This window comes from Neobacillus sp. SM06 (assembly GCF_050496765.1).
Taxonomy (GTDB): domain Bacteria; phylum Bacillota; class Bacilli; order Bacillales; family Cytobacillaceae; genus JAEVLT01.
The window spans coordinates 315,077-328,806 of record NZ_JBNWEO010000015.1; the positions used below are offsets into that span (position 1 = coordinate 315,077).

General features: G+C 40.7%; 14 protein-coding genes and 1 riboswitch. Of the genes, 9 read left to right on the forward strand and 5 right to left on the reverse strand.

Translation table 11 applies throughout. The features are described 5' to 3' along the window. Window positions 1-37: 37 nt before the first annotated feature. From ACQYAD_RS11145 to ACQYAD_RS11155, 3 genes are all read right to left on the reverse strand, one after another. The gene (locus ACQYAD_RS11145) at window positions 38-1,963 is read right to left on the reverse strand and encodes an EAL domain-containing protein (RefSeq protein ID WP_430238171.1); all 1,926 of its coding nucleotides are present in this window, start codon (window positions 1,961-1,963) and stop codon (window positions 38-40) included. 261 nt (window positions 1,964-2,224) lie between these two features. Further along, window positions 2,225-3,547, reverse strand: a complete 1,323-nt coding sequence (locus ACQYAD_RS11150; protein ID WP_430238172.1) for a nucleobase:cation symporter-2 family protein — start codon at window positions 3,545-3,547, stop codon at window positions 2,225-2,227. A 41-nt stretch (window positions 3,548-3,588) separates the two neighbouring features. Then, on the reverse strand, window positions 3,589-4,158 hold the full coding sequence (locus tag ACQYAD_RS11155) for a xanthine phosphoribosyltransferase (RefSeq protein ID WP_430238174.1): 570 nt from the start codon (window positions 4,156-4,158) through the stop codon (window positions 3,589-3,591). Window positions 4,159-4,277: 119 nt separating this feature from the next. Beyond that, window positions 4,278-4,379: riboswitch (purine riboswitch) on the reverse strand. 199 nt (window positions 4,380-4,578) lie between these two features. Between ACQYAD_RS11155 and ACQYAD_RS11160 the strand changes: the two genes are divergently transcribed. Together ACQYAD_RS11160 and ACQYAD_RS11165 are read left to right on the forward strand one after the other, a co-directional pair. After that, window positions 4,579-5,583: an NAD(P)H-dependent flavin oxidoreductase gene (locus tag ACQYAD_RS11160; RefSeq protein ID WP_430238175.1), complete on the forward strand. Its 1,005-nt coding sequence runs from the start codon at window positions 4,579-4,581 to the stop codon at window positions 5,581-5,583. 146 nt (window positions 5,584-5,729) lie between these two features. Beyond that, the gene (locus tag ACQYAD_RS11165) at window positions 5,730-6,158 is read left to right on the forward strand and encodes a cell wall hydrolase (protein WP_430238177.1); all 429 of its coding nucleotides are present in this window, start codon (window positions 5,730-5,732) and stop codon (window positions 6,156-6,158) included. A gap of 263 nt (window positions 6,159-6,421) precedes the next feature. Here ACQYAD_RS11165 and shc read toward each other — a convergent pair whose 3' ends face one another. Further along, window positions 6,422-8,299: a squalene--hopene cyclase gene (gene shc / locus ACQYAD_RS11170; RefSeq protein WP_430238179.1), complete on the reverse strand. Its 1,878-nt coding sequence runs from the start codon at window positions 8,297-8,299 to the stop codon at window positions 6,422-6,424. A gap of 82 nt (window positions 8,300-8,381) precedes the next feature. On the opposite strand from shc, the gene ACQYAD_RS11175 reads away from it, so the two are divergent. The 4 genes from ACQYAD_RS11175 (at window position 8,382) to ACQYAD_RS11190 (ending at window position 11,252) form a co-directional block, all read left to right on the forward strand. Further along, window positions 8,382-9,512, forward strand: a complete 1,131-nt coding sequence (locus ACQYAD_RS11175) for a DUF2515 family protein (protein ID WP_430238181.1) — start codon at window positions 8,382-8,384, stop codon at window positions 9,510-9,512. 4 nt (window positions 9,513-9,516) lie between these two features. Further along, entirely contained in the window at window positions 9,517-9,873 is a 357-nt protein-coding gene (locus tag ACQYAD_RS11180; protein ID WP_430238792.1) for a CBO0543 family protein, read from the forward strand. Between the two features lie 83 nt (window positions 9,874-9,956). Beyond that, window positions 9,957-10,397 carry a peptidylprolyl isomerase gene (locus ACQYAD_RS11185; protein WP_430238183.1) on the forward strand — a complete coding sequence of 147 codons (441 nt, stop codon included), beginning with the start codon at window positions 9,957-9,959 and terminating at the stop codon, window positions 10,395-10,397. Window positions 10,398-10,496: 99 nt separating this feature from the next. After that, window positions 10,497-11,252 (forward strand): exodeoxyribonuclease III, encoded by a 756-nt coding sequence (locus tag ACQYAD_RS11190; RefSeq protein ID WP_430238185.1) that lies wholly within the window; start codon window positions 10,497-10,499, stop codon window positions 11,250-11,252. Window positions 11,253-11,294: 42 nt separating this feature from the next. Here ACQYAD_RS11190 and ACQYAD_RS11195 read toward each other — a convergent pair whose 3' ends face one another. Next, window positions 11,295-11,435 carry a hypothetical protein gene (locus ACQYAD_RS11195; protein ID WP_430238187.1) on the reverse strand — a complete coding sequence of 47 codons (141 nt, stop codon included), beginning with the start codon at window positions 11,433-11,435 and terminating at the stop codon, window positions 11,295-11,297. A 190-nt stretch (window positions 11,436-11,625) separates the two neighbouring features. On the opposite strand from ACQYAD_RS11195, the gene ACQYAD_RS11200 reads away from it, so the two are divergent. The 3 genes from ACQYAD_RS11200 to ACQYAD_RS11210 are packed head-to-tail and all read left to right on the forward strand — an operon-like array spanning window position 11,626 to window position 13,721. Further along, window positions 11,626-12,048, forward strand: coding sequence for a universal stress protein (locus ACQYAD_RS11200; protein ID WP_430238189.1), 423 nt, complete (start codon window positions 11,626-11,628; stop codon window positions 12,046-12,048). 34 nt (window positions 12,049-12,082) lie between these two features. After that, a complete protein-coding gene (locus ACQYAD_RS11205) occupies window positions 12,083-12,508 on the forward strand; it encodes a MerR family transcriptional regulator (protein ID WP_430238191.1) in 426 nt (141 codons plus the stop codon). 37 nt (window positions 12,509-12,545) lie between these two features. Continuing rightward, a complete protein-coding gene (locus tag ACQYAD_RS11210) occupies window positions 12,546-13,721 on the forward strand; it encodes an MFS transporter (protein WP_430238193.1) in 1,176 nt (391 codons plus the stop codon). The last annotated feature ends 9 nt before the right edge of the window (window positions 13,722-13,730 follow it).

A 13,730-nucleotide genomic window follows, 5' to 3' on the forward strand; every position in this document is an offset into this window, starting at 1 on the left:
CTAAACAAGAAAAAACTCGCTTTCGGCGAATTTTTTCTTAAATATGAACACGGGTTTCGGGAACCATTTTTTCGCCCATCAGGGATTCAATTTCAGTTGCATGCAGGGGTTTGCTGTAAAGATAGCCTTGGCCGATATTGCATTTCTTTTCTTGTAAAAATCGCTCTTGGTGCTTATCTTCAATTCCTTCAGCAACAATTTGCAGCTCAAGGTTTTGCCCCATATCAATAATACTTGTAATCAGCGACTTTGATGCTGAATTTGTATAAATGCCATCAACAAATGATTTATCGATTTTTAGCTGATCAATCGGCAACCGGTGCAAATAACTCAACGAAGAGAAGCCTGTACCGAAATCGTCGATCGAAACTTTAATGCCCATCTGTTTTAATTGACGAATGATATCCATCACTTCATTCGTATTTTGCATAACATTTTCAGTGATTTCAAGTACTAAATAGCGGGGGTCCATTCCGGTTTCTCTAAGAACTTCTTGTACGGTTTCCAAAAAAGACGTATCTTGAAATTGAACAGGTGAAACATTGACCCCAATTTGAACAGGAGGAAAACCAGAAGCTTGCCATGCTTGATTTTGCCTGCAGGCTTCTTCCATCACCCATTTTCCTAATGGGATAATTAAACCTGTTTCTTCTGCCAATGGTATGAAATGGATTGGTGAAATGATTCCGCGATCAGGATGTTCCCAGCGGATTAATGCCTCCAATCCTTCAATCGCACCAGATGAAAGATCGATTTGCGGCTGATAGTGCAAAATAAACGATTTTTCTCTGATTGCTTCACGCAACTGTTCCTCAAGCAGAACCTTCTCAGCAAGTTCAATGCTGAATCTTGTGTTGTAAAAACAGAAGCCGCCTTTGCCATTTTTCTTTACATCATACATAGCAAGATCTGCGTATTGAACTAGCTTTTCACCATTGGATCCATTATTCGGAAACAAACTAATTCCAATGCTGACAGAAGTATGGCTAATAAAACCATCAATCTGAATGGGCTCCGCAAAAGCTGCATTGATATGCTTCGCTAACTGTGTTACTTCGACCACATCTTTATAATCTTCAAGCAAAACAATAAATTCATCACCGCCAAAGCGAAAAAGCCGGCCATTTGCTGTAAGAATGCTGTTCATCTTTTCAACTGCTTTTTGAATATATAGATCTCCAAAGCTGTGACCTTTAGCATCGTTAATTTGCTTAAAACCATCAAGATCAACAAAAAGGACAGCCAGGTTTTGCTTTTTCCGTTTAAAAGAATCAAGCTCGCGGGCAAAATAATTTTTTAGGGAAGCGCGATTGGGTATACCAGTTAATGAATCAAAAAATGCTAAATAGTTTAGCTGGTTCTCTGCTTTTCTGGCACGGTAAAACAAAAAACTGACAAAAATGGCGATAACAATGGAGGCAAGAACGGCAATGAAGATAACCGTTTTTGCAATGGCCAGCGATTTCGCTCGTGCATTGCTTTCATCCCTGGAAATATTCAACAATGTATTTTGAAGTTGGCTATTTAAAATTCTTAACTGATCCATTTGTTTTTTGCCATTATTAATATTTGTTTCTGCTTCTGCCGTTTTTCCTTGCTGAACGAGTTGAATTTCCGTTTGAAAGAAATTGTCAATCTTTTTCATCTGCGGGTGGAATAATTTTTCGATATTTGTGTCCACGGTCGAATATTTTTTTTCGTACTGATCCAATTTCTCCATGTCCCTTGAAATGGCTTTTCTTGCATTGTAATAAGGAGCGAGATGTTTTGCTTCGCTCGTTAAGACATAACCTCGGACACTGGTTTCCTCATTTAAAACATTTGTCCATAAATCGTCAACTGTTTGGATCAATGGAAGGGTTTCGTTCAAGATTTTTTTGCTGGAGTTCTCTTCTTTTAAAATAAGAAAATAGCTGGAAAAAATTATATACAAGAGAAGGACAAAAACCACAATCAGGTTCACGTAAATAATCCTCTTTTTATCCATTGACTGCACCTACTTTTAACTATTGTAGCTTAATAATAGCGTACATTTTTCCTTTCACAACTAATTTGCTTTTTTGGAGCAAAAAAAGGACAGCAGGTGGCAGATTTCCATTGTTGAAAGATGATTTTTAATTTCGAAGGGGGATGGATTAGGATGTTTTTTTCGAAACATGCGAGGTGAATAAACGAAACGGCATGTGTTTGTAAAAAAAGCCAAATGAAAGGGGGGAGTCCCCATTCACATGGCTTTTGACATTTTAGAATCCTTTAAGGTTTGGAGTTTTTGCGACTGGTTTACCGGCTTTAAAATATTGAAAACAATGTTTAGGAAAACCGCTGTTAAACTTCCGGCAACAATACCATTGTTTGTTAAAATTTTAACGGCATCTGGCATTTGAGAGAATAAATTTGGTACAGCTGTTACGCCAAGCCCCATGCCTATCGAACATGCGATAATTAATAAGTTTTCCTGGGAAGCCATTTCAACATGGCTGAGCATTTTTATTCCATAGGCAATGACCATGCCAAACATCGCTACCATTGCACCACCTAGAACAGAAGCAGGGATGACTGTTGTCAGGGCGCCAATCTTTGGAACAAAACCAAGGAAAATTAAGATTCCGCCCATTGTATAAATGACATTTTTCCCTTTTACGCCGGAAAGCTGTACAAGTCCGACATTTTGGGAATAGGTCGTGTAAGGGAAAGAATTGAAAATGGATCCAAGAATAATGGCAAGCCCTTCTGCGCGATAGCCTTTCGCCAAATCCGATTCTGTCAGTTTGCGGCCGGTTATATCGCTAAGTGCAAAGTATACGCCTGTTGATTCTACTAAACTAACGATTGCGACAAGCGTCATAATTAAAATGGGTGTGAGCTCAAACGATGGAGTACCAAAATAAAACGGTTTAATCATATGAAACCACGAAGCGTCGGCAACAGCAGAAAAATTCACTTTTCCCATCAGATAGCCGGCAATCGTCCCGGCAGCTAAGCCCAGCAAAATCGAAATCGAGCGGATGAACCCATTAAAAAATCGGTATAGAAAAATAATAAACAGCAGAGTGCCAAAAGCAAGCGCAATATTGGAAGCGGAGCCGAAATCAGGACTTCCCTGGCCGCCGGCAATATTGTTCATCGCAACTGGAATAAGGGTAATGCCGATAATGGTAACGACAGAACCAGTTACAACGGGTGGAAAAAATTTAATCAATTTACCAAAATATTTAGCGATTAGGATAACAATGACACCGGAAGCTAAAAGAGAACCATAGATGGCTGAAATACCATATTGGCCTCCAATTGCGATTATGGGTCCTACGGCAGTGAATGTACAACCTAGTACGATTGGCAAACCGACACCAAAAAAGCGATTTTGCCAAACTTGCAAAATCGTTGCAAGCCCGGACATCATAATATCAATCGAAACAAGGTAGGTTAATTGTTCGCCTGAAAATTTAAGTGCTCCACCTACAATAAGCGGGACAATGACGGCGCCGGCATACATAGCCAACACATGTTGTATCCCTAAGGAAGCGACCTTAAAAGGGTTTTGTTTCATTTTACAGATTCCTCCAATTTTTATATTCAGAATGTATCTCCCTATTTAAAGACTGCCTTGCCATCCGCAAGTGATGCAATTTGAGCAAGTGATTCTACGCGGTAATTTTCCTTTCGCAAAATCTCTGCACCGCCTTGAAAAGACTTTTCAATAACAATACCAATTCCCGCGACATTTGCCTTTGCTTCCGTAACGATTTTTGCTAAAGCGAGTGCAGCTTGGCCATTGGCTAAGAAGTCATCGATAATTAAAACAGTGTCATTTTCGGAAATGTATTTTTTGGCAATAGAAATCTCATTGGATTCTTGCTTTGTAAAGGAATAAACCTTTGCAGTTAAAAGGTGATCAACAAGTGTCAAAGATTTCTGTTTCCGGGCAAAAATTACGGGTACATTTAAATGAAGTCCAGCCATGACTGCTGGTGCAATTCCGGAAGATTCAATCGTAACAATTTTGCTTATCGAATCATTTGCAAACCGTCTGGCGAATTCAATGCCAATCTCATTCATGAGTTGGGGGTCAATTTGGTGGTTTAAAAAGGAATCGACTTTTAATATTGCTTCAGATAAAACTTTTCCATCCTTTTTAATTCTTTCTTCCAATAATTTCATTCGGGATCCTCCTTAAAAATAAAAACCCAAAGGCCATTGTTCACATGAAATGAGTGAGGCAAAGGCCTTTGGGTTTTGCAACCGAAAGGAATCGAAAACCAACAGAAAAAATCCTGTTGTTTTCTAATTTACCCACCCATAGTCGAATTGTTTACGGCAATCCGGTAGAAACTTGCAGGCCTTATTCCTGCGATTATATGAGCGATAGCTTATGAATTTAGTATCATTATAGCAATTTTTTTAGATAAATCAATTGTTTTTTACAAATTAACGAATAATTATAATGAAAATAATTAGAATTGTTCGTATTTCATGGAGTCAACCAAGAGTTACCCTATGTTGAATAATATACTAAGATCAAGTAAGATAATTATGAATGACTATTCAGAAAATTATTATTTTTAAAACTGGAGGGTTAGCATGAACAGGAAAATCCCAACAAGCTGGTGGGAGCAGCTACGGCTCCCGGTCATTTCTGCTCCAATGTTTTTAGTTTCGGGCCCTGATTTGGTGAAAAATTGTTGTTTGAATGGCATTATTGGCTCTTTTCCGGCTCCAAATGCAAGGCCAATTGAAGTGTTGGATCAGTGGATGGGGCAATTAAATGCTGAATTAAATGCGGCAAGATCAACTAACCCTGAGCGAAAAATTGCACCATGGGCGATGAATATGGTTGTCCATCGTTCGTATAGCCGCTTGCAGGAAGAGCTTGCATTGATTGAAAAACATCAGCCGCAATTGGTTATTACATCGTTAGGAAGTCCAAGGGCTGTTGTTGAAATCGTCCATCGATATGGCGGACTTGTTTTCTCGGATGTGAGCGATCTTACGTTTGCGAAAAAAGCTGCTGAGACAGGTGTTGACGGACTGATTCTCGTTGCCAGCGGCGCTGGTGGTCATGCCGGCCAAATTAATGGATTTGCGTTCGTGGACATGGTGAGAGATTTTTGGGATGGCGTACTTGTTCTCGCTGGGTCGATTTCAACGGGGAAAAGCATTTTGGCCGCTCAAGCTGCTGGTGCGGATCTTGCTTATATGGGTACCCGCTTTATTGTCGCGAAAGAAAGCATGGCAAAAGATGAGTATCGGCAAATGTTGGTTGATGCCACACAGGAAGATATTCTTTTAACGGACGCTTTTTCAGGTGTAAAAGCCAATATGCTGATTCCAAGCATCAAAAAAGCTGGCTTGGATCCGGAAAAGTTAGTAAAAAAAGAAAAAGTTGATTTTGACCACATGCAAAAAGGAGAGAATGCAAGGGCATGGCGTGATATTTGGTCAGCAGGACATGGAGTGGGGGCTATCCATGAAATTCATTCCGTTTCTGAGATTGTCAGTCAATTGGAATTAGAATATCGCGAGGCGCTTCGGAAGATTAATCAGAACGCCGAGAAATTAACAGCGATAAAGCTGAAAGAATTGTAAGCGATTTAAAAAAGAACCATCACCATGACCGGATGGTTCTTTTTTGCTAAAAAGCTTATGGCTTTATGGGAAATAAACTTAAAATTTGGTCAACAGAAAGAAAATAAAGAATATGATAAAGATGAACTACAATGGAGGTGGCTCGGGTGGCGGTCGTTAAAGCAAGACAATCGGATGTAAATTTATTGGCAAGATTACTGCGGGCAGAAGCGGAAGGCGAAGGAACACTTGGAATGTTGTTAGTTGGGAATGTGGGCATCAATCGGATCCGGGCTAACTGTTCCGATTTTAAAGGCCTTCGTACAATCCCGCAAATGATCTTCCAGCCGCACGCATTTGAAGCGGTTACAAAAGGCTATTTTTATCAGAGAGCAAGAGAAAAGGAGAAGCGCTTAGCGCGAAAGTCAATCAATGGTGAACGCTATTGGCCAGCCAAATACAGCTTATGGTATTTCAGGCCGCCAGGCAATTGTCCGTCTACATGGTATAACCAGCCGCTGGTTGCACGCTATAAGCTGCATTGTTTTTATGAACCAACAGCCGAAACATGCGATAATGTTTACAACACTTTTTAGCAGTTTTTTAGAACCGTCAATCAAAACGGTTCTATTTTTTTGCCTTTTACCGGAATGATTCGGTAGATTATAATAGATACAAAGGGTAAAAAGGGTGATGACTGTGACTTTAGTTTATTTTTCAGGACTTGAGCTTGCACTTCTTCTGTTGACAACTTTGACGGGAGTACTAGTATCAGTTGCTTTTACCATTCCACTTGCAGTTGGATTTCTTCCCGGTTTTAAAGCAAAACATGAATCGCAATACCACTCATGTTTTGCTCTTAATCTGTTTCAAACTTTTGCTTGTAGTGCGATAAAGCTAGCACTGGGAAGATAAAGCGGTAACTGTGGTAGTGAATATAAAACCCGCCCGCCATTGCTTGGCCTTCCGGATATTCAGTTGTCCAGTCGTTTTTTTGCAGGTTTTTTAACAAATAGCTAATTCCCCCCTTGATTACAGGTGTCGGATATTCTGACGCAGCGATTAGGGCATCAAGAGCCCATGCCGTTTGAGTCAAAGTACTTTCTTGAAGTGCTGTGTACTTCCTTTGCTGATCGCTAAGGCACGATTCGCCCCAGCCCCCATCTGAATTTTGAATGGAACGGATCCACTTTACCGCTTTTTGAATGGAAGAATGGCTTGCCGGGATGCCTGATGCCCGCAAGCCGGTGATAGCGGCCCAGGTTCCGTAAAGGTAGCAAATCCCCCATCTGCCATACCAGGATCCATTTTCTTCCTGATGGTCGATCAGCCAGCGATTGCTATCTTGAATGAGTGGATGAGTTCTTTGAAGAGTTGTATAACGACCGAAAAACTCAAGGGTTCTTCCCGTTAAATCTGCACTTGAAGGATCATTGAACAAAAATTCTCCTTTTTCAATCGGCAGTAGTGAAAACCATTTATGATCGGTATTTTTTTCAAAACTAGGCCAGCCGCCATCATTGTTCTGCATTGTAACAAGCCATTTTAGCCCTCTGTTCCACGCCTCTTGGCTTTTATTTCGGGTGGGTACATCTTGCGCAAGAGCCCGTAATGAAGCGGTTGTGTCATCAATATCTGGGTTGATCGTATTGACATTGGAAAACCCCCACCCCCCAGGTTGACCGGCAGGATTGTGAATCACCCAATCGCCAAACTTATCATGCTGATGATCCAGCAGATAGTGATTGGCTCGCTGAATCATGTGGTCTTTTGGAGACAGACCTGCCTCCTGTAAAGAAAAGCTGATTAACGATGTATTCCAAACACTTGCCGTTGTGTACTGAATATGGGGCAGCCCGCCAATGTCCGTTCTCATTGCTTTCAATCCATTCACAGCATTTATGATAATTGCATCATCTTTTCGATAACCCAGCGCCAATAAAGCGTAGATCATTAAAAATGTCGAACTGAAATAGCTGTATAGGGTACCATCGGGTTCGATATGATCAAGCATGTATTTTTTTGCTCTTTCCATTGCCAAATCGTGAAGCTGCCCAGGCAGGCCAATTAATTGATTGACTCCTGCTTTTATTGAAGAAAAAACGGATTCAAGATCGGGATCTCTTGCCCAGTTAGCCACTCTCTGTTGTTGCAAAAATAAATCCGATAAATTTGGCCTATTTTTACCCGTTAAAGTGAATTTTTTATCCGCTGCAATGAGGATAGGCGCAAGATTGGCCCTTCCGAATACCGAAAATTCATAAAAATTGATCGGGAATGAGAGGGGGAGAAGTACGATTTCGACCGGTATTGGGAAGTATGTCGGCCAATGATATTGTCCAGTCAAAGCAAGCATGATCTTTGTAAACATGTTTGCTCCTTCAATTCCCCCTTTCGTTAAAATAAATTTCCTAGCCAGTTGTAGGCGTTGATCTTCTTTTGGGAAATAGCCTGAATATAGAAGACTGTAATACGCTTCAATCGTTGCACTTAAGTTTCCTGAAGGTTCATCATAGAACAATTTCCATGACCCATTTTTTTCTTGTTTGTTGATAACTCTCCGCGCAAGATCTTTGATTAATTGTTCATCATCGAACTGCAAACTCCGTAATAAAATGATCATATACGCATCCGTTGCGAGTCCTGTTTCAAAAGGGTAGTTCCATGAACCATCACGGGATTGATCTTTCCGAAGCACCTCAACAATCCAATTGATTCCTTCCCTGATGTTTTTCATTCCTACTGCTCATCCTCTCTGATCATGATCCTTTACCCATTCATATTCCCGACAGGCTTGGACGAATTCATTAGTGCAGGGGGTGAAGGCGATTTTTTTCCGAAATCGAGCAAGAAACCCAATTGATATCATTAAAAATGAATTGAAAAAAAGAGAAAAATCGGGAAAAAAAGTCCCGTTGACAAGGGAAGAGGCGAGACTGCTTCAAGAGGTGCGCAAAAAAACGGCAGAACGAAACAAAAACAATGTAGCGAGGACACAAGCCTATTTCGATTTTTACCAGCAGCATCCCGAGGTTCACTGGGCGTTTCTCGGCCATATGGTGTCTCGAAATGGCGGGTGGAATATGACAGATTTAAAAGGCGAACTGTTGATGCATCTACTGACAAAGCAAGAAAAAGAATCGTTCTTTTTATTTCTGGAACGCGGGAATTGGCTAATTTTTCAAGATGCCTATCCGCAATTTTTGCTTTACGAGGAGAGTAAAAAAAGAAATGAGCCTTTCTTTTACTTATGCCCCTATTTAAATATTTCTCTTTTTATGGAGGTGATCTGGCAGTATTTTTGGAAAAAACAAGACTTTGCTATTTTGACGATTGCATTAATTATTAACGAACAAAACTATTTGGAAAAGCGGGTAGTCCAAAACACCGGATTTCAAAAAGCTGTGTTAAATACGCCCGAATTTAAGCTCCAGGAGTTTTTTTCATTTAACCAAATTCTTTTTCCTTACCACAAAAATGATCAAGTCATGCTAATCGGGCAAACATTAAAGCAGTTCGGCTCATTAACCGAACGGATTCAATTAGGAAAAAGGTTGTATGCATTATTGTTTCAAGATCAGGAACGTTTACGATGTGTCGAAAATTGGGCGGCTCGGAATCCTCACACAGGTTCAAGGAAAGATTATTGGCCGGAAATTTTCCATCCGATTCGGGAGGGATTGCCAGGAAAATATCAGCTCCATTTAAAGGGCTGCAAGCTTCGTCCCGGGGCAAGCCGGATTTATAGTCCCTATCTTGAAAATGCGTGGAAAAACGTTGAACATCTCGAAGTGGAACAAGGTGATTGGTATGAAAATGGGCTGGTTGCCGATATGCTTGATCCATATCATGAAAAAGTAAATGGAGAGATTGAAAGTGAGTATTGTAAAACCCTCGAAAGGCTTGAACTCGCAGCACTCGCCAAAAAAGCAATGTCACTTATTGATTAAAAAAATGCTTCCAGCGCTGTTGTTTTCAGTTCTGTTTGGAACATATCTTGACCTATTAATGTCTGGAAAGCACCTGTACGTTTTCCTAAATCGGCCATTTCCAGACATCTTCTCAATCAATATTTTCTACCTATTGATTATACTTCCGGTAGTTACAGCGATTTTTTTGTCGTTTATGGAAAGATGGAACCGACTAGCTGTCTTGCTAATTGCCGGTTGGATCATGCAATTTATGGAACAATTCGCCGAGTTGCTGGGACTTTTTCGCCATTCAGAATCATGGATCCATGCGAATACGTTTGTCGGATCTTTGTTTTTTTTAACTGCCGTCTATGCATTTCACCGCTGGATTAACGCATGATAGGAATCGCAGCACTTTTCATATCATGATAAAAAATGGTATGATATAGACTGTTGATTTGACAGAAAAGGAGATGTTGCAAAATGGCGAAAAAAGGATACATACTAATGGAAAATGGAGACAAAATTGAGTTTGATTTATTTCCCAACGAAGCACCGGGAACGGTTGCCAATTTTGAAAAATTAGCCAATGAAGGCTTTTACAATGGGGTTATTTTTCACCGCGTGATTCCTGGATTTGTCAGCCAGGGTGGAGATCCAACCGGCACTGGAATGGGCGGACCGGGCTACACGATCAAATGCGAAACTGAAGGAAATCCGCACAAACATCAGCCTGGGGCAATCTCAATGGCACATGCTGGAAAAGATACAGGCGGGAGCCAGTTCTTTATTGTTCATGAGTCCCAGCCGCATCTGGATGGAGTCCACACTGTCTTCGCTCAAGTAACTTCCGGACTTGAAGCCGTAAAGGCAATGAAAAACGGCGACACAATGAAAGAAGTAAAAGTGTTTGATGCTGAATAACTGCAATCGGAGGGCCGTTTTTAGGAGGCTCTCTTTTTTGGTTCAGTCAATCGATCTCAGCAAACTTCAGGCAGTGCCTAGCATCAAGGAGAATAGACAATGAAATTTGTATCTTGGAATGTGAATGGATTACGGGCATGTGTGAAAAAAGGTTTTTTGGAGTATTTTCACAATCTCAATGCAGATATTTTTTGTATACAAGAGACAAAACTGCAAGAAGGTCAAATCGACCTTCATTTGGAGGGTTACCACCAATTTTGGAACTATGCCGAAAAGAAAGGTTATTCGGGAACAGCGATATTTTCAAAAGTAAAGCCAATTTCGGTATCTTATGGTTTTGAAGCGGATGTTTCGGAGCCGGAAGGAAGAATTATAACTTTAGAGTTTGAAAGTTTTTATGTAGTGAATGTTTACACACCAAATTCGCAGCGGGATTTAGCCAGGCTGGCCTACCGCCTTCTTTGGGAAGATCAAATACGAGCATATTTAGTGGAATTGGATAGAGTAAAACCAGTTGTATTTTGCGGCGATCTTAATGTCGCCCACAAGGAAATCGATTTGAAAAACCCAAAATCGAATTTGGGTAATTCCGGCTTTACACCAGAAGAACGCGGGAAAATAAATGAACTGCTGGAATCCGGATTTATTGACAGTTTTCGCTATTTTTATCCGGAAAAGGAAGGAGCCTATAGCTGGTGGTCCTACATGAACAAAGTTCGCGAGCGGAATATTGGCTGGCGGATTGATTATTTTCTTGTCTCTGCAAAACTGAAAGAGAAGCTGTTGGATGCCCAAATCCATTCAGAGATTTTGGGCAGCGATCATTGCCCAGTATATCTGGAAATCGGTTTTTAAAGAAAAACTCTTTGCAAAATAGCAAAGAGTTTTTGTTTTGACCTACAATTCATTTAATGCTGTTCCCATTATGTCGTACTCTGTTTCCGCCTTTTGCTCGTCCCATTTTTCATTGCGAATGAGGTTTGATTCAGTGGTAAGCACCTCTTGCTCCGTTTCACCGCTTTCTTTTCGATTTACCATACGAAAACCTCCTCGTCCATTTTTTATTTTACTTTTTCCTATTTTTCATTTTCTAAACCTTTTCTGTGGGCAGTTTGTAAAAAACGGTTAAAAAAAGCGAAATTTCCGTTGACGTGATATTTGTCACAGGCTTAAAATAGGAAAGTAACATTTTACGTTAACGTTAATTTATGAAGAGAGGAACAATTGTATGTATCAGAAAATTTTAGTGGCCATCGATGGATCTGAACATTCAAAACGAGCTTTAAAACAAGCTGTACAGCTCACAAAAAATTTGCAAACGACGAGTGCACTTACCATTTTTCATGTTAACCAGAATGTCCCCGTCGTTGACCCAACGGTTTCGGAGGAAGTAAATATTGAGGAATTAATCAATGAAGAAGGTGGGAAAATCTTAAAGCTGGCTGAAGCCCTGTTAGCAGGCGCGGAAGTGAAATATACACCGAGAACTGTTTTCGGTGATCCGGCTGAAGAGATAACGAAAGCAGCAAAAGACTATGACCTCATTATTATGGGAAGCAGAGGGCTTAATGCAATTAGCGAAATCGTCCTGGGAAGCGTCAGCCACAAAGTGATTAAACACGCGACATGTCCGGTACTAATTGTGAAATAATAAAAGTTCATAGATTATGCAAGGGGGGCAGACAATGCATTTAGTGAAAATCGATGAAGTGGCAAAGCAAACGGGACTGACGAAAAGAACCATTCGCTATTATGAAGAAATCGGCATTCTACCTGAACCGCAGCGTACAGAAAGAGGAACAAGGCTTTATTCCGAAAAGGATATTGATTTATTAAAAAAAATTGTGAATGCCAAAGAAGTGCTGGGGTTTTCGCTCCAAGAACTGCAAAAATACATTGCAATTAGCGAAGTTCTTGAATCGAAAAAGGTAGTCTACCGCAGTGCCAATAATGAACAAGAACAGAAAGAGAAATTGGCCCAAATCATTAACGTAGTGAATGAACAACTAGGGCTAATCGAAGTCAAACTCGACAAAATTCAAAAGGTCAAACAAGAATTAGAAGAACTGCGAACAAGAGCAGCTAATAAGGTAAAACAACTGGAAGAATAAAAATTGAATAAATTAGAAGGCAGGGGTATTTTTAAAGATGGAATTACAAAAACAACAGGGGAGACAGCCAAAAGCGGTATGGGCTGTGGCATTTGCATGTGTGATTTCTTTTATGGGTCTGGGATTGGTCGATCCAATTCTGCCGGCGATAGCCGAAAACTTAAAGGCGACACCAAGCCAAGTGTCGTTACTGTTTACAAGCTATAATTTAATTACAGGGATCGCTATGTTGATCACCGGCTTTGTTTCCAGCCGTGTTGGTTCTAAATTGACGTTAATGATCGGCCTGATCTTTATTATTGTCTTTTCGGCATTAGGCGGTTTTTCAGATGGCATCTCTCAGCTAGTTGGATTTCGCGGCGGCTGGGGGCTTGGAAACGCTTTGTTTATTGCGACGGCACTCGCAGTTATTGTCGGGGTGTCAACAGGCGGTACGGCAAAAGCAATCATTTTATATGAAGCAGCCTTGGGGCTTGGAATTTCAGTTGGACCGCTGCTTGGCGGTGAACTCGGTTCAATTTCTTGGCGGGGACCGTTTTTAGGTGTTGCTGTTTTAATGGCAATAGCCTTTGTTGCAATCATGATTTTATTGCCAAACATTCCAAAACCCGCAAGGAAAAGCTCGATATTAGACCCGTTTCGTGCTTTAAAACACCGTGGATTATTAACACTTGGAATTACGGCATTTTTATATAATTTTGGCTTTTTTACGTTAATGGCTTATACGCCATTTGTCATGAAATTGGATGAACATGGATTAGGATACGTCTTTTTTGGCTGGGGAATGTTGTTGGCGATAACTTCGGTTTTTGTTGCTCCCGTGCTTGAAAAGAGGATCGGCACGTTAAAGTCTATGGTTATTGTTCTGCTTCTGTTTGCAGCTGACTTGCTTGTTATGGGAATTTGGACATCATCGCTTGTAACCGTTATTCTAGCAGTCATCATTGCAGGAGCCTTCTCGGGTACAAACAATACGTTAATCACAACGGCTGTTATGGAAGTATCCCCAGTAGAACGTTCGATTGCGTCGGCTTCCTATAGCTTTGTTCGTTTTATTGGCGGGGCGGCGGCACCTTTTTTGGCCGGAAAATTAGCTGAATGGTTTAACCCGCATGTACCATTTTATTTTGGTGCATTCGCGGTTGTACTAGGTGTCCTCGTCGCAGCAACCGGCAAAAATTACTTGAAAATCCCAAAAACAGCAGCGCACTAAGAAAAGGTG